This is a genomic window from Leclercia sp. LSNIH8, assembly GCF_002920195.1.
Taxonomy (GTDB): domain Bacteria; phylum Pseudomonadota; class Gammaproteobacteria; order Enterobacterales; family Enterobacteriaceae; genus Enterobacter.
On sequence record NZ_PQJY01000018.1, the window covers coordinates 1 to 18,899 of the forward strand.

Sequence of the window (18,899 nt, forward strand, 5' to 3'; positions counted from 1 at the left end):
CAGAAGGCGTTGAGATGGTAATGCCAGGCGACAACATCAAAATGGTTGTTACCCTGATCCACCCAATCGCAATGGACGATGGTCTGCGTTTCGCAATCCGCGAAGGCGGCCGTACCGTTGGCGCGGGCGTGGTTGCTAAAGTTCTCGGCTAATTGCTGATAACATTTGACGCAATGCGCATGAAAGGGGCATCATTTGATGCCCTTTTTGCACGCTTTCACATCAGAACCTGGCTCATCAGTGATTATTTTTGTCATAATCATTGCTGAGACAGGCTCTGCAGAGAGCGTATAATCCGAAAAGCGAATTAGCATTTCGATTTGGTTTGCCTCGCGCTCGCGGGGTGAAAATGTTTGTAGAATACTTCTGACAGGTTGGTTTATGAGTGCGAATACCGAAGCTCAAGGGAGCGGGCGCGGCCTGGAAGCGATGAAATGGGTAGTAGTAGCCGTATTGTTGATCGTAGCAATCGTGGGCAACTACCTTTATCGTGACATGATGCTGCCGCTACGCGCGCTGGCAGTGGTAATTCTGATTGCTGCAGCGGGTGGTGTCGCGCTGTTGACGACCAAAGGTAAAGCGACCGTCGCTTTTGCCCGCGAAGCGAGAACGGAAGTCCGTAAGGTCATTTGGCCGACTCGCCAGGAAACATTGCACACCACGCTGATTGTAGCTGCGGTTACCGCTGTAATGTCACTGATCCTGTGGGGACTGGATGGTATTCTGGTTCGCCTGGTATCCTTTATCACTGGCCTGAGGTTCTGAGATGTCTGAAGCCCCTAAAAAGCGCTGGTACGTCGTTCAGGCGTTTTCCGGTTTTGAAGGCCGCGTAGCAACGTCGCTGCGTGAGCATATCAAATTACACAACATGGAAGAGTTGTTTGGTGAAGTTATGGTTCCGACCGAAGAAGTGGTCGAGATCCGTGGCGGCCAGCGTCGCAAAAGCGAGCGCAAATTCTTCCCGGGTTACGTGCTTGTTCAGATGGTGATGAACGACGCAAGCTGGCACTTAGTGCGCAGCGTACCGCGCGTAATGGGCTTTATCGGCGGCACGTCTGACCGTCCGGCGCCAATCAGCGATAAAGAAGTTGATGCGATTATGAACCGCCTGCAGCAGGTTGGTGATAAGCCGCGTCCGAAAACGCTGTTTGAACCGGGTGAAATGGTACGTGTTAATGACGGTCCGTTTGCTGACTTTAACGGTGTGGTTGAAGAAGTGGACTACGAGAAGTCCCGCCTGAAAGTTTCTGTTTCTATCTTCGGTCGTGCGACCCCGGTAGAGCTGGACTTCGCTCAGGTAGAAAAAGCCTAAGCAGCGATCAAAAAAGCGACGATTTAAACGTTGCACAGGGCGCGAGATTGGAATACAATTTCGCGCCTTTTGTTTTTATGGATGCAATCCGTAAAACGAATTTTATCACGGGGAGCCTCCTTGAGGCGCTATAACCCAATCAGAGGATTTTAGAATGGCTAAGAAAGTACAAGCCTACGTCAAGCTGCAGGTTGCAGCTGGTATGGCGAACCCAAGTCCACCAGTTGGTCCAGCTCTGGGTCAGCAGGGTGTGAACATCATGGAATTCTGTAAAGCGTTCAACGCAAAAACCGAATCCCTGGAAAAAGGTCTGCCAATCCCAGTCGTAATCACTGTTTACGCTGACCGTTCTTTCACTTTCGTTACCAAGACCCCGCCGGCAGCAGTTCTGCTGAAAAAAGCGGCTGGTATCAAGTCTGGTTCCGGCAAGCCGAACAAAGACAAAGTAGGTAAAATTTCCCGCGCTCAGCTGCAGGAAATCGCGCAGACCAAAGCTGCCGACATGACTGGTTCCGACATTGAAGCGATGACTCGCTCCATCGAAGGTACTGCACGTTCCATGGGCCTGGTAGTGGAGGACTAAGAAATGGCTAAACTGACCAAGCGCATGTCCGTGATCCGTGACAAAGTTGATGCGACCAAACAGTACGAAATCAACGAAGCTATCGCTCTGCTGAAAGAACTGGCTACCGCTAAGTTCGTTGAAAGCGTTGACGTTGCTGTAAACCTCGGTATCGACGCTCGTAAATCTGATCAGAACGTACGTGGTGCAACTGTACTGCCACACGGTACTGGCCGTTCCGTTCGCGTAGCCGTATTTGCCCAGGGCGCAAACGCTGAAGCTGCTAAAGCTGCAGGCGCTGAGCTGGTAGGTATGGAAGATCTGGCTGACCAGATCAAGAAAGGCGAAATGAACTTTGACGTTGTTATCGCATCTCCAGATGCAATGCGCGTTGTTGGCCAGCTGGGCCAGGTTCTGGGTCCACGCGGCCTGATGCCAAACCCGAAAGTGGGTACTGTAACCCCTAACGTTGCTGAAGCGGTTAAGAACGCTAAAGCAGGTCAGGTTCGTTATCGTAACGACAAAAACGGCATCATCCACACCACCATCGGTAAAGTGGACTTCGACGCTGACAAACTGAAAGAAAACCTGGAAGCTCTGCTGGTTGCGCTGAAAAAAGCAAAACCAACTCAGGCGAAAGGCGTGTACATCAAGAAAGTTAGCATCTCCACCACCATGGGTGCAGGTGTTGCAGTTGACCAGGCTGGCCTGAGCGCTGCTGCAAACTAATACCTTTACGTGGGCGGCGAATTTGTCTACAATCTTCGCCCACGTTTGCTAACTCAGGTTAGCGGGTAACCGAATTGTTCGTTGGAGCCTGGCCTATCCAGGCCTCCGTCGAAGACCGCAGGTGTTTCGTAAGAGACTTAATCCCCTGCGTAGACGGTGACAGAACGCTAAGATTATTTTTTGATACTCTGGCTTGTTTCTGCTCACCGTATTTAGACGCTCTTCCCGTTGGGAAGAGTGAAGTGAGTTCCAGGGCATGAGCCCTGGCAAACATCCAGGAGCAAAGCTAATGGCTTTAAATCTTCAAGACAAACAAGCGATTGTTGCTGAAGTCAGCGAAGTAGCCAAAGGCGCGCTGTCTGCAGTAGTTGCGGATTCCCGTGGCGTTACTGTAGATAAAATGACTGAACTGCGTAAAGCAGGTCGTGAAGCTGGCGTTTACATGCGTGTTGTTCGTAACACCCTGCTGCGCCGCGTAGTTGAAGGTACTCCTTTCGAGTGCCTGAAAGACACGTTTGTTGGTCCAACCTTGATTGCATACTCTATGGAACACCCGGGCGCTGCTGCTCGTCTGTTCAAAGAGTTCGCGAAAGCGAATGCAAAATTTGAGGTTAAAGCTGCAGCCTTTGAAGGTGAGTTGATCCCGGCATCGCAAATCGATCGCCTGGCAACCCTGCCGACCTACGAAGAAGCAATTGCACGCCTGATGGCAACCATGAAAGAAGCTTCGGCTGGCAAACTGGTTCGCACTCTGGCTGCTGTTCGCGATGCGAAAGAAGCTGCTTAATAGCAGTCCTCTTTATCAAGTATTCGCTTACGTATAAACTTATTCTGATTTTCAGGAACAATTTAAATGTCTATCACTAAAGATCAAATCATTGAAGCAGTATCCGCTATGTCCGTAATGGACGTTGTAGAACTGATCTCTGCAATGGAAGAAAAATTCGGTGTTTCCGCTGCTGCTGCTGTAGCTGTAGCTGCTGGCCCGGTTGAAGCTGCTGAAGAAAAAACTGAATTCGACGTAGTTCTGAAAGCTGCTGGCGCGAACAAAGTTGCTGTAATCAAAGCAGTACGTGCTGCAACTGGCCTGGGTCTGAAAGAAGCTAAAGACCTGGTAGAATCTGCTCCAGCTGCGCTGAAAGAAGGCGTGAGCAAAGACGACGCAGAAGCACTGAAAAAATCTCTGGAAGAAGCTGGCGCTGAAGTTGAAGTTAAATAAGCCAACCCTTCCGGTTGCAGCCTGAGAAATTAGGCTGATGGCTGGTGACTTTTTGGTCACCAGCCTTTTTGCGCTGTAAGGCGCCAGTAGCGTTTCACACTGTTTGACTGCTGGTTGTCCTGACAATGCTTGTTTCTATCGACGACTTAATATACTGCGACAGGGTGCTCGCTCTGGGTAAATCGCAATGAAATGGTTTAAGCGTGATAGCAACAGGCATTGCGGAAAGTGTTCGATTTTCCGATCAACAAAATGGTGTTGCACAAACTGTCCGCCAATGGACAGATGGGTCGACTTGTCAGCGAGCTGAGGAACCCTATGGTTTACTCCTATACCGAGAAAAAACGTATTCGTAAGGATTTTGGTAAACGTCCACAAGTTCTGGACATTCCATATCTCCTTTCTATCCAGCTTGACTCGTTCCAGAAGTTTATCGAGCAAGATCCTGAAGGGCAGTACGGCCTGGAAGCAGCCTTCCGTTCCGTATTCCCGATTAAGAGCTACAGCGGTAACTCCGAGCTGCAATACGTCAGCTACCGCCTTGGCGAACCGGTATTTGACGTTCAGGAATGTCAGATCCGTGGCGTGACCTACTCGGCACCGCTGCGCGTTAAACTGCGTCTGGTGATCTACGAGCGCGAAGCGCCGGAAGGCACCGTTAAAGACATCAAAGAACAAGAAGTCTACATGGGCGAAATTCCGCTCATGACCGATAACGGTACTTTCGTTATCAACGGTACTGAGCGTGTTATCGTTTCCCAGCTGCACCGTAGCCCGGGCGTCTTCTTCGACAGCGATAAAGGTAAAACGCACTCTTCCGGTAAAGTACTGTATAACGCGCGTATCATTCCTTACCGTGGTTCCTGGCTGGACTTCGAGTTCGATCCGAAAGACAACCTGTTTGTCCGTATCGACCGTCGTCGTAAACTGCCTGCGACCATCATTCTGCGTGCGCTGAACTACACCACTGAGCAGATTCTTGATCTGTTCTTTGAGAAAGTTGTCTTTGAAATTCGCGACAACAAGCTGCAAATGGAACTGGTGCCAGAGCGTCTGCGTGGTGATACCGCGTCGTTCGACATCGAAGCCAACGGCAAAGTGTATGTGGAAAAAGGCCGCCGTATTACTGCGCGCCACATCCGTCAGCTGGAAAAAGATGAAATCAAACACATCGAAGTTCCGGTTGAGTACATTGCTGGCAAAGTTGCAGCAAAAGACTACGTTGATGCATCTACTGGCGAGCTGATCTGCCCAGCGAACATGGAGCTGAGCCTGGATCTGCTGGCTAAGCTGAGCCAGTCTGGCCACAAGCGTATCGAAACGCTGTTCACCAACGATCTGGACCACGGTCCGTACATGTCCGAAACCGTACGTGTCGACCCAACCACCGATCGTCTGAGCGCGCTGGTAGAAATCTACCGCATGATGCGCCCTGGTGAGCCACCAACTCGCGAAGCGGCTGAAAGCCTGTTCGAGAACCTGTTCTTCTCCGAAGACCGCTACGATCTCTCCGCGGTTGGTCGTATGAAGTTCAACCGTTCTCTGCTGCGTGACACGATCGAAGGTTCCGGTATCCTGAGCAAAGAAGACATCATCGAAGTGATGAAGAAGCTCATCGATATCCGTAACGGTAAAGGCGAAGTGGACGATATCGACCACCTCGGCAACCGTCGTATCCGTTCCGTAGGCGAAATGGCGGAAAACCAGTTCCGCGTTGGCCTGGTACGTGTAGAGCGTGCGGTGAAAGAGCGTCTGTCTCTGGGCGATCTGGATACCCTGATGCCTCAGGATATGATCAACGCCAAGCCGATCTCCGCAGCAGTGAAAGAGTTCTTTGGTTCCAGCCAGCTCTCTCAGTTTATGGACCAGAACAACCCACTGTCTGAGATCACGCACAAACGTCGTATCTCTGCACTCGGCCCAGGCGGTCTGACCCGTGAGCGCGCAGGCTTCGAAGTTCGAGACGTACACCCGACCCACTACGGTCGCGTATGTCCAATCGAAACGCCTGAAGGTCCAAACATCGGTCTGATCAACTCCCTGTCCGTGTACGCACAGACGAACGAATACGGTTTCCTCGAGACCCCGTATCGTAAAGTGACTGACGGTGTTGTAACCGACGAAATTCACTACCTGTCTGCTATCGAAGAAGGTAACTACGTTATCGCCCAGGCGAACACCAACCTGGACGAAGAAGGTCGCTTTGTTGATGACCTCGTTACCTGCCGTAGCAAAGGTGAATCCAGCTTGTTCAGCAACGACCAGGTTGACTACATGGACGTTTCCACCCAGCAGGTGGTTTCCGTCGGTGCGTCCCTGATCCCGTTCCTGGAACACGATGACGCCAACCGTGCATTGATGGGTGCGAACATGCAACGTCAGGCGGTTCCGACTCTGCGCGCTGATAAGCCGCTGGTTGGTACCGGTATGGAACGTGCTGTTGCCGTTGACTCCGGTGTAACTGCAGTTGCTAAACGTGGCGGTACCGTTCAGTACGTGGATGCATCCCGTATCGTTATCAAAGTTAACGAAGACGAGATGTACCCAGGCGAAGCGGGTATCGACATCTACAACCTGACCAAATACACCCGTTCTAACCAGAACACCTGTATCAACCAGATGCCTTGCGTATCTCTGGGTGAGCCAGTTGAGCGCGGCGACGTGCTGGCAGACGGTCCGTCCACCGACCTCGGTGAACTGGCGCTCGGTCAGAACATGCGCGTAGCGTTCATGCCGTGGAACGGTTACAACTTCGAAGACTCCATCCTCGTCTCTGAGCGTGTGGTTCAGGAAGATCGTTTCACCACTATTCACATCCAGGAACTGGCCTGTGTCTCCCGTGACACCAAGCTGGGGCCAGAAGAGATCACCGCTGACATCCCTAACGTGGGTGAAGCTGCGCTCTCCAAACTGGATGAATCCGGTATCGTTTACATCGGTGCGGAAGTGACCGGCGGCGACATTCTGGTTGGTAAGGTAACGCCGAAAGGTGAAACCCAGCTGACGCCAGAAGAGAAACTGCTGCGCGCGATCTTCGGTGAGAAAGCGTCTGACGTTAAAGACTCCTCTCTGCGCGTACCAAACGGTGTTTCCGGTACGGTTATCGACGTACAGGTCTTTACTCGCGATGGCGTAGAAAAAGACAAACGTGCGCTGGAAATCGAAGAGATGCAGCTGAAGCAGGCTAAGAAAGACCTGTCTGAAGAGCTGCAGATCCTTGAAGCTGGCCTGTTTGGTCGTATCTACGCGGTGCTGGTTTCCGGTGGTGTTGAAGCTGAGAAGCTCGACAAGTTGCCGCGTGACCGCTGGCTGGAACTGGGCCTGGCCGACGAAGAGAAACAAAATCAGCTGGAACAGCTGGCTGAGCAGTATGACGAACTGAAACACGAGTTCGAGAAGAAACTCGAAGCGAAACGCCGCAAAATCACTCAGGGCGACGATCTGGCACCGGGCGTGCTGAAGATTGTTAAGGTTTATCTGGCCGTTAAACGTCAGATCCAGCCTGGTGATAAGATGGCGGGTCGTCACGGTAACAAGGGTGTTATCTCTAAGATCAACCCGATCGAAGATATGCCTTACGATGAAAACGGCACGCCGGTAGACATCGTACTGAACCCACTGGGCGTACCGTCTCGTATGAACATCGGTCAGATCCTTGAAACCCACCTGGGTATGGCTGCGAAAGGTATCGGCGACAAGATTAACGCCATGCTGAAACAGCAGCAGGAAGTCGCGAAACTGCGCGAATTCATCCAGCGTGCGTACGATCTGGGTACCGACGTTTGCCAGAAAGTCGACCTGAACACCTTCAGCGATGAAGAAGTGATGCGTCTGGCTGAAAACCTGCGTAAGGGTATGCCAATCGCAACGCCAGTCTTCGATGGTGCGAAAGAGTCTGAAATCAAGGAACTGTTACAGCTGGGTGGCCTGCCAAGTTCTGGCCAGATCACTCTGTTCGACGGTCGTACCGGTGAGCAGTTCGAGCGCCAGGTAACCGTTGGCTACATGTACATGCTGAAACTGAACCACCTGGTTGATGACAAGATGCACGCGCGTTCTACCGGTTCTTACAGCCTGGTTACTCAGCAGCCGCTGGGTGGTAAGGCGCAGTTCGGTGGTCAGCGCTTCGGGGAGATGGAAGTGTGGGCGCTTGAAGCATACGGCGCAGCATACACCCTGCAGGAAATGCTCACCGTTAAGTCTGATGACGTGAACGGTCGTACCAAGATGTATAAAAACATCGTGGACGGCAACCATCAGATGGAACCGGGCATGCCAGAGTCCTTCAACGTACTGTTGAAAGAGATTCGTTCGCTGGGTATCAACATCGAACTGGAAGACGAGTAACTCTCGCTCAAACAGGTCACTGGTGTCGGGGTAACTCCCGACACCAGATTGTGCTAACTCCGACGGGAGCAAATCCGTGAAAGACTTATTAAAGTTTCTGAAAGCGCAAACTAAAACCGAAGAGTTTGATGCGATCAAAATTGCTCTGGCCTCGCCAGACATGATCCGTTCATGGTCTTTCGGTGAAGTTAAAAAGCCGGAAACCATCAACTACCGTACGTTCAAACCTGAGCGTGACGGCCTTTTCTGTGCGCGTATTTTCGGGCCAGTAAAAGATTACGAGTGCCTGTGCGGTAAGTACAAGCGCCTGAAACACCGTGGTGTGATCTGTGAGAAGTGCGGCGTTGAAGTGACCCAGACTAAAGTGCGTCGTGAGCGCATGGGCCACATCGAGCTGGCGTCTCCGACTGCCCACATCTGGTTCCTGAAATCTCTGCCGTCCCGTATCGGCCTGCTGCTGGATATGCCGCTGCGCGATATCGAACGTGTTCTTTACTTCGAATCCTATGTGGTTATCGAAGGCGGCATGACCAATCTGGAACGTAACCAGATCCTGACCGAAGAGCAGTATCTGGACGCGCTGGAAGAGTTCGGTGACGAATTCGACGCGAAGATGGGTGCGGAAGCGATCCAGGCCCTGCTGAAGAGCATGGATCTGGAGCAGGAGTGCGAGCAGCTGCGTGAAGAGCTGAACGAAACCAACTCCGAAACCAAGCGTAAAAAGCTGACCAAGCGTATCAAACTGCTGGAAGCGTTCGTTCAGTCTGGTAACAAACCAGAGTGGATGATCCTGACCGTTCTGCCGGTTCTGCCGCCAGATCTGCGTCCGCTGGTTCCGCTGGATGGTGGTCGTTTCGCGACATCTGACCTGAACGATCTCTATCGTCGCGTCATTAACCGTAACAACCGTCTGAAACGTCTGCTGGATCTGGCTGCGCCGGATATCATCGTACGCAACGAAAAACGTATGCTGCAGGAAGCGGTAGATGCCCTGCTGGATAACGGTCGTCGCGGTCGTGCGATCACCGGTTCTAACAAACGTCCTCTGAAATCTTTGGCCGACATGATCAAAGGTAAGCAGGGTCGTTTCCGTCAGAACCTGCTCGGTAAGCGTGTTGACTACTCCGGTCGTTCTGTAATCACCGTAGGTCCATACCTGCGTCTGCATCAGTGCGGTCTGCCGAAGAAAATGGCACTGGAGCTGTTCAAACCGTTCATCTACGGCAAGCTGGAACTGCGTGGCCTCGCCACCACCATCAAAGCCGCTAAGAAAATGGTTGAGCGTGAAGAAGCTGTCGTTTGGGATATCCTGGACGAAGTGATCCGCGAACACCCGGTACTGCTGAACCGTGCACCAACCCTGCACCGTCTGGGTATCCAGGCATTTGAGCCAGTACTGATCGAAGGTAAAGCTATCCAGCTGCACCCGCTGGTTTGTGCGGCCTATAACGCCGACTTCGATGGTGACCAGATGGCTGTTCACGTACCGCTGACGCTGGAAGCCCAGCTCGAAGCGCGTGCGCTGATGATGTCTACTAACAACATCCTGTCTCCAGCGAACGGTGAACCAATTATCGTTCCTTCTCAGGACGTTGTACTGGGTCTGTACTACATGACCCGTGACTGTGTTAACGCCAAAGGCGAAGGCATGGTGCTGACTGGCCCGAAAGAAGCTGAGCGTATTTATCGCGCTGGCCTGGCCTCTCTGCATGCGCGCGTTAAAGTGCGTATCACTGAATACGAAAAAGATGAAAACGGCGAATTCGTTGCGAAAACCAGCCTGAAAGACACGACCATTGGCCGTGCCATTCTGTGGATGATCGTACCGAAAGGACTGCCTTTCTCCATCGTCAACCAGGCGCTGGGTAAGAAAGCGATCTCCAAAATGCTGAACACCTGTTACCGCATTCTGGGTCTGAAGCCGACTGTTATCTTCGCTGACCAGACAATGTACACCGGCTTTGCATATGCAGCGCGTTCAGGTGCATCTGTTGGTATCGATGACATGGTCATCCCAGAGAAGAAACACGAGATCATCTCTGAAGCGGAAGCTGAAGTTGCTGAGATCCAGGAGCAGTTCCAGTCTGGTCTGGTAACCGCAGGCGAACGCTATAACAAAGTTATCGATATCTGGGCAGCGGCGAACGATCGTGTATCCAAAGCGATGATGGACAACCTGCAGACTGAAACGGTAATCAACCGTGAAGGTAAAGAAGAGCAGCAGGTCTCCTTCAACAGCATCTACATGATGGCCGACTCCGGTGCGCGTGGTTCTGCAGCACAGATTCGTCAGCTGGCAGGTATGCGTGGTCTGATGGCGAAGCCAGATGGTTCCATCATCGAAACGCCAATCACCGCGAACTTCCGTGAAGGTCTGAACGTACTCCAGTACTTCATCTCCACGCACGGTGCGCGTAAAGGTCTGGCGGATACCGCACTGAAAACAGCTAACTCCGGTTATCTGACGCGTCGTCTGGTAGACGTTGCGCAGGACCTGGTTGTTACCGAAGACGATTGTGGCACCCTCGAAGGTATCACCATGACCCCGGTTATCGAGGGTGGTGATGTTAAAGAGCCGCTGCGCGATCGCGTACTGGGTCGTGTGACTGCTGAAGACGTTCTGAAGCCGGGCACTGCAGACATTCTGGTTCCGCGTAACACTCTGCTGAACGAGCAGTGGTGTGATCTGCTGGAAGTGAACTCTGTTGACTCCGTGAAAGTACGTTCCGTTGTATCCTGTGACACCGACTTTGGTGTTTGTGCGCACTGCTATGGTCGTGACCTGGCGCGTGGCCACATCATCAACAAAGGTGAGGCAATCGGTGTTATCGCGGCACAGTCCATCGGTGAACCGGGTACACAGCTGACGATGCGTACGTTCCACATCGGTGGTGCGGCATCTCGTGCGGCTGCTGAATCCAGCATCCAGGTGAAAAACAAAGGTAGCATCAAGCTCAGCAACGCGAAGTCGGTTGTGAACTCCAGCGGTAAACTGGTTATCACTTCCCGTAACACCGAGCTGAAGCTGATCGACGAATTCGGTCGTACCAAAGAGAGCTATAAAGTGCCTTACGGTGCTGTGATGGCGAAAGGCGACGGCGAGCAGGTTGCAGGCGGCGAAACCGTAGCAAACTGGGATCCGCACACCATGCCGGTTATCACCGAAGTGGCGGGCTTCATTCGCTTCACCGATATGATCGACGGCCAGACGATTACTCGTCAGACCGACGAACTGACCGGTCTCTCTTCCCTGGTGGTTCTGGACTCTGCAGAACGTACCTCGGGTGGTAAAGATCTGCGTCCGGCCCTGAAAATCGTTGATGCTAACGGCAACGACGTTCTGATCCCAGGCACCGATATGCCGGCTCAGTACTTCCTGCCAGGTAAAGCGATTGTTCAGCTGGAAGATGGCGTACAGATCAGCTCTGGTGACACCCTGGCGCGTATTCCTCAGGAATCCGGCGGTACCAAGGATATTACCGGTGGTCTGCCACGCGTTGCGGACCTGTTCGAAGCACGTCGTCCGAAAGAGCCGGCAATCCTGGCTGAAATCAGCGGTATCATCTCCTTCGGTAAAGAGACCAAAGGGAAGCGCCGTCTGGTGATCACGCCGCTGGATGGCAGCGATCCGTACGAAGAGATGATTCCAAAATGGCGTCAGCTCAACGTGTTTGAAGGTGAACGTGTAGAACGTGGTGACGTGGTTTCCGACGGTCCGGAAGCGCCGCACGACATTCTGCGTCTTCGTGGCGTACACGCGGTAACGCGTTATATCACCAACGAAGTACAGGACGTTTACCGTCTGCAGGGCGTTAAGATCAACGATAAGCACATCGAAGTTATCGTTCGTCAGATGCTGCGTAAAGCCACCATCGTGAATGCCGGTAGCTCCGACTTCCTCGAAGGTGAGCAGGTTGAATACTCTCGCGTTAAGATTGCTAACCGCGATCTGGAAGCGAATGGCAAAATCGGTGCGTCCTTCGCGCGCGATCTGCTGGGTATCACCAAAGCGTCTCTGGCAACCGAGTCCTTCATCTCCGCGGCATCGTTCCAGGAGACCACTCGTGTGCTTACCGAAGCAGCCGTTGCGGGCAAACGCGACGAACTGCGCGGTCTGAAAGAGAACGTTATCGTGGGTCGTCTGATCCCGGCTGGTACCGGTTACGCCTACCACCAGGATCGTATGCGCCGTCGCGCAGCGGGCGAAATCCCTGCTGCACCGCAGGTAACTGCTGAAGATGCCTCTGCCAGCCTGGCAGAGCTGCTGAACGCAGGCCTGGGCGGTTCTGACAACGAGTAATCTTTAAGTCAGCCCATTAAAAAACCCGCTTCGGCGGGTTTTTTTTTGTCTGATGTACGGCGAGTCTGGTGCGATTGTTGCCGGGTGGCGCTACGCTTACCCGGTCTACGGTTCGGTGTTAGTTCACCAGCGGCAAACGGCGATACAGCTCGATCATATCCCCGGCCAGATCCTGAATGACCATCGCGTTCATCAGGTGATCCTGCGAGTGAACGGTGATCAGATTTACCGGTAGCTTGCCGGTGCCTTCATCAAGACCAATCAATTTAGTCTGGATAGAATGCGCCTGTTTGACGAACTCCCGTGACTCTTCCATCGCTTTTTCAGCCTCGGCAAAATCACCTTTACGCGCCATCTGCAGCGCGGTTAATGCTGAGCTACGGGCTGCACCGGCATTCACCAGCAATTCCATAATGATCGTTTCTAAATCTTCCATGGTTCACTCCAGCAGTTTAAGGGCTTTTTCCAGTACGGCATCACCTTTCATCATGCCGTAATCCATCATGTCGATAACCGCGACCTTCTTACCCAGCGGTTCCGCCTGGGCCTGAAGATTATTCAGTTCATATTTGACCTGCGGGCCAAGCAAAATAATGTCGGCTGCGGCGATTTCATCTTTAAACTCAGCAACCGGTACGGCTTTAATGGTTACGTCGACCCCTTTTTTCTGCGCGGCGTCTTTCATGCGTTGAACCAGCATGCTGGTGGACATTCCCGCTGCACAGCATAAAACGATGTTCTTCATAGTCAGCCCCAATGTACATGTGTTTATTGATAATTATCCCGCACTGTCCGTTACGACAACCGCGTTACCGCGATTGTGTGTGAAGCATCACAAAGAAACCTGCATTTTCTGAAACCGGTTACAACTGTTACAGAATGGGGAGGGCAGGGCGAAACGAGGAAGAAGCTTTCCGCCCTGGTCAGCATCCTCTGCTGACGAAACAAGCGTAAAAAATCCGGGCGCGTTACAGCAACGGCCCGTTGATGAGGTTACGTGACGCCTCGTAATAACTTCACCGGATTATCGTTTTTTTCAGCCTGATTGCGAGGCGCGTCCCAGCCAGCTGTCCCAGTCTTTCCAGACCGGCTGTAATCCCTGCAGACTGAGCGCCTCGGCGACAGCTTCCGGGCGACGGTTATCGTGCGGCGCAAACTGCTCCAGCTCGGGATGATCATCGGCATAGCCGCCGGGCTGGGTTTTTGAAAAGGCGCTGACGTTGTTAATCGCCAGGGGAATGACGCGATCGCGAAACGCGGGAGATTCCCGGGTGGAGAGCGACAGCTCCACCTCCGGAGCCAGCAGACGAAACGCGCAGATGGTCTGCACCAGCTGGCGTTCATCCATGATCGATGCGGGCTGGATCCCGCCGGCGCAGGGTCGCAGCCGGGGAAAAGAGATTGAATACCGGCTCTGCCAGTAGTGCTGCTGCAGCCACAGCAGATGTTCCGCCACCATAAAGTTGTCGACGCGCCAGCTGTCGGAAAGACCGGTCAGCGCCCCGAGGCCGATCTTGTCGATCCCGGCGCGTCCCAGTCGATCTGGCGTCTCCAGCCGCCAGAAGAAATCCTGCTTTTTACCTTTCAGATGGTGCTGGGCATACACCGCCTCATGGTAGGTCTCCTGATAGACCAGTACGCCATCCAGCCCCAGCGTTTTCAGTTCGCCATACTCTGCCTCTGACAGCGGTTGAACCTCCATCTGCAACGAGGCGAACTGGCGGCGAATCGCCGGGATATGGCGGCGAAAATAGTCCATTCCGACTTTGGTCTGGTGTTCGCCGGTGACCAGGAGCAGGTGCTCAAAACCCATCTCGCGGATCGCGGCACACTCCTTGGCAATTTCGTTTTCATCCAGCGTCTTGCGCTTGATGTGGTTGCTCATGGAGAAGCCGCAGTAGGTGCAGTCGTTCGCGCAGAGGTTGGAGAGATAAAGCGGAACATAAAAGCTCACCGTGTTGCCAAAGCGCTGGCGGGTCAGCCGCTGGGCTCGCTGCGCCATCGGCTCCAGCCAGGCGCTGGCAGCGGGGGAGAGCAGGGCCATCATATCTTCGCGGATAAGCTGGCGGGCGTTTAATGCTCGCTCCACATCTGCAGGGGTTTTACTGTTGATACGCAGGCGAATATCGTCCCAGTCGAGCTGGCGCCAGCGATCGGTAAAGGTTTTCATGATAACGCCTCCAGAAAGCCGGTTAACGGGCTGGTGGCGTGGGCTTCAACGCTCCGGGCGCCGGGGCCAGACTGGCGTGCCAGCACGCCAGCCTCCACCGCCAGACGAAACGCCCGCGCCATCGTGACGGGATCGTCCGCGACCGCAATGGCGGTGTTGACCAGTACGGCGTCGGCACCCATCTCCAGCGCCTGCGCGGCGTGGCTGGGTACGCCGATCCCGGCATCGACGATCACCGGCACGGTTGCCTGCTGAATAATAATCTCCAGCATCGCGCGGGTTTCCAGCCCCTGATTGGAGCCTATCGGCGCCCCGAGCGGCATCACTGCCGCACAGCCTGCCTCTTCGAGCCGCTTGCACAGCACCGGATCGGCGCCGCAGTAGGGCAGCACGGTGAACCCCTCTTTCACCAGCATCTCTGCCGCTTTCAGCGTCTCGATGGGATCGGGCAGCAGCCAGCGAGCGTCGGGATGGATCTCCAGTTTGAGCCAGTGCGTTCCCAGCGCTTCGCGCGCCAGCCGGGCCGCGAATAGCGCCTCTTCCGCGGTTTTGGCGCCGGAGGTATTAGGCAGCAGGCTGACGCCCGCCTCCAGCAGCGGCGCCAGAATGGCGTCGTTGTGATTACGCAGATCGACCCGCTTCATGGCCAGCGTCACCAGCTGGCTGCCGCTCTCCCGGATCGCGTCCACCATCAGCTGCGGTGAGGCGAATTTTCCCGTGCCGGTAAACAGATGTGAATCAAAGGTTTTATCAGCAATACGTAACATCTTAGCCTCCGGCAATCACCTGAAAGAGCAGGATCTGATCGCCTTCGCGCACCTGCTGTTTTTCCCACTGCTCGCGCGGCAGGATCTGTTGATTCAGGGCCAGCGCGACCCCGGGTTTTAACTGGCATAGCTGGGAGAGCAGGGTGGCGACGGTTAATCCCTCCACGCACTGCATCGGTTCGTCGTTAAACAGGATCCGCATGCCGCCCTCCACACACCTGGCATCCGCTGGCGCGCTGTAAAGCCAGCTGCCGCCAGCTTCCCGCCCGGGCGTCGAACAGGCGTAGCGTATTGCGCGTGGCCTCGATGCCGCTGAGCAGCTTGATCGCCTCCAGCGCCTGCAGGGTTCCCATCACGCCAACCACCGGCCCGACGATGCCCGCGGTGCGGCAGTTGCGTTGCGGTTCATCATCCTCCGGCCACAGGCAACGGTAGCAGCCCTGCGTCCAGGGGGGCGTCAGCACCATCATCTGTCCACCAAAGCCCACGGCACTGGCGGTGATAAGTGGCGTATTGAGCATCACACAGGCGGCATTGATCGCCTGACGGGTAGCCATGTTATCGGTGCAGTCCAGCACCACGTCGGCGCGGGCAATCTCTTCCTCCAGCGCGCTGCCTTCCAGGCGGGTCTGCAGGGCGATCAGCCGGATGTCGGGATTGAGCTGCTGCAGGCGACGCTCTGTCACCTGCGCTTTTGGCTGGGCGATATCGTCGGTGGTAAAGAGGATTTGGCGCTGCAAATTACTCAGATGAACCTCGTCATTGTCGGCCAAAACCAGAGTGCCGATCCCGGCGCCGGCCAGGTAGAGCGCCGCCGGAGCGCCTAATCCGCCCAGACCGACCACCAGCACCCGGCTGGCGAGCAGCTTTTGCTGCCCGTCGATGGCGATATCTTCCAGCAGGATCTGGCGGCTGTAGCGCATAAAGTCACGGTCATTCATCGCCCGCCCCCGCCAGTTGCAATAGCTGTGTTGTCGCCGCCTGCCAGTCGTCGGCCTGGGTAATGGCGCTCACCACCGCGATACTCCCTACACCGGTCGCCAGGACCGCGGGCGCGCGTTCGAGGCTGATACCGCCGATGGCGACGGTGGGGTAATCCCCGAGCCGGTCGATATGGCGGGCCAGCTGTTCCAGCCCTTGCGGGGCCGATGGCATCTGCTTGGTTTGGGTCGGGAAAACGTGCCCCAGCGCGATGTAGGAGGGACGCGCCGCCAGCGCCACGTCGATCTCCATATCGTCATGGGTCGACACGCCGAGACGCAAACCGGCGGCACGAATGGCCTCAATATCGGTGGTCTCCAGATCCTCCTGACCGAGATGGACACCGTACGCCTGATGCTTGATCGCCAGGCGCCAGTAGTCATTGATAAACAGGCGGGCGTCGTAGCGACGCCCCAGAGCAATGGCCGCGACAACGTCGGCTTCCACCTCATCGTCCTGTTTATCTTTGATGCGCAGCTGGATCGTTTTTACACCCGCAGCGAGCAGGCGTTCGATCCAGGCCACGCTGTCGACCACCGGATAGAGTCCCAGACGAAACGGGACCGGCGGAAAGTTGGGTTGATACATTACGCCTCCTCTTTTTTGAGGTAGATTTCGCCGCCCCGGGCGCGGAAGGTTTCCGACATATCGGCCATGCCCACTTCGATGGTCTGCGCGGCGGCGTAATCACGCACCTCCTGGCTTATTTTCATCGAGCAGAATTTTGGCCCGCACATGGAGCAGAAGTGCGCCACTTTGCCGGACTCCTGCGGCAGGGTTTCGTCGTGATAGGCGCGGGCGGTGAACGGGTCGAGGGCGAGGTTGAACTGATCTTCCCAGCGGAACTCGAAGCGCGCTTTTGACATGGCGTTATCGCGGATCTGCGCCCCCGGATGGCCCTTCGCCAGATCGGCAGCATGGGCGGCAATTTTGTAGGTGATCAGCCCCTGCTTCACATCCTCTTTGTTCGGCAGGCCGAGGTGCTCTTTCGGCGTGACGTAGCAGAGCATGGCGCAGCCGAACCAGCCGATCATCGCCGCGCCAATCCCGGAGGTGAAGTGGTCATAACCCGGTGCGATGTCGGTGGTCAACGGCCCCAGGGTATAGAACGGCGCTTCGTGGCAGTGCTCCAGCTCTTCGGTCATGTTGCGGCGGATCATCTGCATCGGCACGTGGCCCGGACCTTCGATCATCACCTGCACGTCATACTCCCAGGCGATTTTGGTCAGCTCGCCCAGGGTGTGCAGCTCGGCAAACTGCGCCTCGTCGTTGGCATCGCGAATGGAGCCCGGACGCAGGCCATCGCCCAGCGACAGCGACACGTCGTACGCGGCGCAGATCTCGCAGATTTCGCGGAAGTGTTCATAGAGGAAGTTTTCCCGATGGTGGGAGAGACACCATTTCGCCATGATTGAACCGCCGCGGGAGACGATACCGGTCAGGCGTTTCGCCGTCATCGGCACGTAGCGCAGCAGCACGCCGGCGTGGATGGTGAAGTAGTCGACGCCTTGCTCGGCCTGCTCCAGCAGGGTATCCCGGAACGCCTCCCAGGTGAGATCTTCGGCGATGCCGTTCACCTTCTCCAGCGCCTGGTAGATGGGCACCGTACCAATGGGCACCGGGCTGTTACGCAGGATCCACTCGCGGGTTTCGTGAATATAGCGCCCGGTGGAGAGATCCATTACCGTGTCCGCGCCCCAGCGGGTCGACCAGACCAGTTTCTCCACCTCCTCTTCGATAGACGAGGTGACCGCTGAGTTACCGATGTTGGCATTCACTTTCACCAGGAAGTTACGGCCGATAATCATCGGCTCCGACTCCGGGTGGTTGATGTTGGCCGGGATAATGGCGCGTCCGGCGGCAACTTCGTCACGGACAAACTCCGGGGTGATGTTCTCCGGCAGGCGGGCACCAAACCCTTCGCCCGGATGCTGGTGGCGCAGCACGTCGGTGCGGATGCGCTCGCGGCCCATGTTTTCGCGAATGGCGATAAATTCCATCTCCGGGGTCACGATCCCCTGGCGGGCATAGTGCAACTGGGTGACGCATTTGCCCGCCCTGGCACGTTTCGGCGTGAGAAGGCCGGAGAAGCGCAGCTCGTCCAGACCATCATCGGCCAGGCGCTCCCGGGTGTAAGCTGAGCTTTGTTCGGTTAGCGCTTCGCAGTCGTTACGGGCCTCAATCCAGGGTTGGCGCAGTTTCGCCAGCCCCTGCTGCACGTTGATGGTTATCGCCGGATCGCCGTACGGGCCGGAGGTGTCGTAGACCGGCACCGCTTCGTTCTCTTCAAACTGCGGATCCTCTTTGCTGCCGCCGACGAGCGTCGGGCTGAGTTGGATCTCGCGCATGGGCACGCGAATGTCCTCCCGGGAGCCGGTCAGATAGATGCGTTTTGAGTTAGGGAAAGCGGTGCCTTCCAGGGTGTCGATAAAGTGTTGGGCTTGTGCGCGCTGTTCGCGGCGGGTCAATTTTGTGGCAGACATAGCTCGTTCCAGAAAGTGAGGAAGTGGCT

The 18,899-nt window shown here is 55.2% G+C and carries 17 protein-coding genes; 9 read left to right on the forward strand and 8 right to left on the reverse strand.

Features of this window, described 5'->3' with window-relative positions:
* From C3406_RS24835 to rpoC, 9 genes are all read left to right on the forward strand, one after another.
* A partial coding sequence (locus C3406_RS24835; RefSeq protein WP_001693259.1) for an EF-Tu C-terminal domain-related protein occupies positions 1–152 on the forward strand: 152 nt, incomplete at its 5' end.
* A gap of 229 nt (positions 153–381) precedes the next feature.
* Complete coding sequence (secE, locus tag C3406_RS24840; RefSeq protein WP_003862342.1) at positions 382–765, forward strand: preprotein translocase subunit SecE; 384 nt, start codon at positions 382–384, stop codon at positions 763–765.
* A 1-nt stretch (position 766) separates the two neighbouring features.
* On the forward strand, positions 767–1,312 hold the full coding sequence (gene nusG / locus C3406_RS24845) for a transcription termination/antitermination protein NusG (protein WP_003862341.1): 546 nt from the start codon (positions 767–769) through the stop codon (positions 1,310–1,312).
* 154 nt (positions 1,313–1,466) lie between these two features.
* Positions 1,467–1,895, forward strand: a complete 429-nt coding sequence (gene rplK, locus C3406_RS24850; RefSeq protein WP_004097640.1) for a 50S ribosomal protein L11 — start codon at positions 1,467–1,469, stop codon at positions 1,893–1,895.
* 3 nt (positions 1,896–1,898) lie between these two features.
* Positions 1,899–2,603 carry a 50S ribosomal protein L1 gene (rplA, locus tag C3406_RS24855; protein WP_103177798.1) on the forward strand — a complete coding sequence of 235 codons (705 nt, stop codon included), beginning with the start codon at positions 1,899–1,901 and terminating at the stop codon, positions 2,601–2,603.
* A 289-nt stretch (positions 2,604–2,892) separates the two neighbouring features.
* Entirely contained in the window at positions 2,893–3,390 is a 498-nt protein-coding gene (gene rplJ, locus C3406_RS24865; RefSeq protein WP_004097644.1) for a 50S ribosomal protein L10, read from the forward strand.
* Positions 3,391–3,456: 66 nt separating this feature from the next.
* Positions 3,457–3,822, forward strand: a complete 366-nt coding sequence (gene rplL / locus C3406_RS24870) for a 50S ribosomal protein L7/L12 (protein WP_103177800.1) — start codon at positions 3,457–3,459, stop codon at positions 3,820–3,822.
* 318 nt (positions 3,823–4,140) lie between these two features.
* Positions 4,141–8,169, forward strand: coding sequence for a DNA-directed RNA polymerase subunit beta (gene rpoB, locus C3406_RS24875; RefSeq protein WP_103177801.1), 4,029 nt, complete (start codon positions 4,141–4,143; stop codon positions 8,167–8,169).
* A gap of 76 nt (positions 8,170–8,245) precedes the next feature.
* Positions 8,246–12,469: a DNA-directed RNA polymerase subunit beta' gene (rpoC, locus tag C3406_RS24880; protein WP_103825466.1), complete on the forward strand. Its 4,224-nt coding sequence runs from the start codon at positions 8,246–8,248 to the stop codon at positions 12,467–12,469.
* 118 nt (positions 12,470–12,587) lie between these two features.
* Here the strand turns inward: rpoC and C3406_RS24885 are convergent, their stop codons facing one another.
* The 8 genes from C3406_RS24885 to thiC form a co-directional block, all read right to left on the reverse strand.
* Positions 12,588–12,905, reverse strand: a complete 318-nt coding sequence (locus tag C3406_RS24885) for a PTS lactose/cellobiose transporter subunit IIA (RefSeq protein WP_039028884.1) — start codon at positions 12,903–12,905, stop codon at positions 12,588–12,590.
* Between the two features lie 3 nt (positions 12,906–12,908).
* Positions 12,909–13,214: a PTS sugar transporter subunit IIB gene (locus tag C3406_RS24890; protein ID WP_103825467.1), complete on the reverse strand. Its 306-nt coding sequence runs from the start codon at positions 13,212–13,214 to the stop codon at positions 12,909–12,911.
* Positions 13,215–13,505: 291 nt separating this feature from the next.
* On the reverse strand, positions 13,506–14,639 hold the full coding sequence (gene thiH / locus C3406_RS24895; protein ID WP_103825468.1) for a 2-iminoacetate synthase ThiH: 1,134 nt from the start codon (positions 14,637–14,639) through the stop codon (positions 13,506–13,508).
* Entirely contained in the window at positions 14,636–15,406 is a 771-nt protein-coding gene (gene thiG, locus C3406_RS24900; RefSeq protein ID WP_103825469.1) for a thiazole synthase, read from the reverse strand. Before thiG ends, thiH begins: the two co-directional genes overlap by 4 nt.
* Before the next feature lies 1 nt (position 15,407).
* Positions 15,408–15,608 carry a sulfur carrier protein ThiS gene (gene thiS / locus C3406_RS24905; RefSeq protein WP_103177806.1) on the reverse strand — a complete coding sequence of 67 codons (201 nt, stop codon included), beginning with the start codon at positions 15,606–15,608 and terminating at the stop codon, positions 15,408–15,410.
* The gene (gene thiF, locus C3406_RS24910; protein WP_103825470.1) at positions 15,592–16,347 is read right to left on the reverse strand and encodes a thiazole biosynthesis adenylyltransferase ThiF; all 756 of its coding nucleotides are present in this window, start codon (positions 16,345–16,347) and stop codon (positions 15,592–15,594) included. The genes thiS and thiF overlap by 17 nt, the downstream gene beginning before the upstream one ends.
* On the reverse strand, positions 16,340–16,975 hold the full coding sequence (gene thiE / locus C3406_RS24915) for a thiamine phosphate synthase (protein WP_103825471.1): 636 nt from the start codon (positions 16,973–16,975) through the stop codon (positions 16,340–16,342). The genes thiF and thiE overlap by 8 nt, the downstream gene beginning before the upstream one ends.
* Entirely contained in the window at positions 16,975–18,870 is a 1,896-nt protein-coding gene (gene thiC, locus C3406_RS24920) for a phosphomethylpyrimidine synthase ThiC (RefSeq protein WP_103825472.1), read from the reverse strand. Before thiC ends, thiE begins: the two co-directional genes overlap by 1 nt.
* Positions 18,871–18,899: the final 29 nt, after the last annotated feature.

Coding starts and splice junctions, on each gene's coding strand:
- C3406_RS24885 (WP_039028884.1), bottom strand. CDS start 12,905: ATGGAAGATTTAGAAACGATCATTATGGAATTGCTGGTGAATGCCGGT.
- thiC (WP_103825472.1), bottom strand. CDS start 18,870: ATGTCTGCCACAAAATTGACCCGCCGCGAACAGCGCGCACAAGCCCAA.
- thiF (WP_103825470.1), bottom strand. CDS start 16,347: ATGAATGACCGTGACTTTATGCGCTACAGCCGCCAGATCCTGCTGGAA.
- thiH (WP_103825468.1), bottom strand. CDS start 14,639: ATGAAAACCTTTACCGATCGCTGGCGCCAGCTCGACTGGGACGATATT.
- rplA (WP_103177798.1), top strand. CDS start 1,899: ATGGCTAAACTGACCAAGCGCATGTCCGTGATCCGTGACAAAGTTGAT.
- thiS (WP_103177806.1), bottom strand. CDS start 15,608: ATGCGGATCCTGTTTAACGACGAACCGATGCAGTGCGTGGAGGGATTA.
- secE (WP_003862342.1), top strand. CDS start 382: ATGAGTGCGAATACCGAAGCTCAAGGGAGCGGGCGCGGCCTGGAAGCG.
- thiG (WP_103825469.1), bottom strand. CDS start 15,406: ATGTTACGTATTGCTGATAAAACCTTTGATTCACATCTGTTTACCGGC.
- thiE (WP_103825471.1), bottom strand. CDS start 16,975: ATGTATCAACCCAACTTTCCGCCGGTCCCGTTTCGTCTGGGACTCTAT.
- rplJ (WP_004097644.1), top strand. CDS start 2,893: ATGGCTTTAAATCTTCAAGACAAACAAGCGATTGTTGCTGAAGTCAGC.
- C3406_RS24890 (WP_103825467.1), bottom strand. CDS start 13,214: ATGAAGAACATCGTTTTATGCTGTGCAGCGGGAATGTCCACCAGCATG.
- nusG (WP_003862341.1), top strand. CDS start 767: ATGTCTGAAGCCCCTAAAAAGCGCTGGTACGTCGTTCAGGCGTTTTCC.
- rplL (WP_103177800.1), top strand. CDS start 3,457: ATGTCTATCACTAAAGATCAAATCATTGAAGCAGTATCCGCTATGTCC.
- rpoB (WP_103177801.1), top strand. CDS start 4,141: ATGGTTTACTCCTATACCGAGAAAAAACGTATTCGTAAGGATTTTGGT.
- rplK (WP_004097640.1), top strand. CDS start 1,467: ATGGCTAAGAAAGTACAAGCCTACGTCAAGCTGCAGGTTGCAGCTGGT.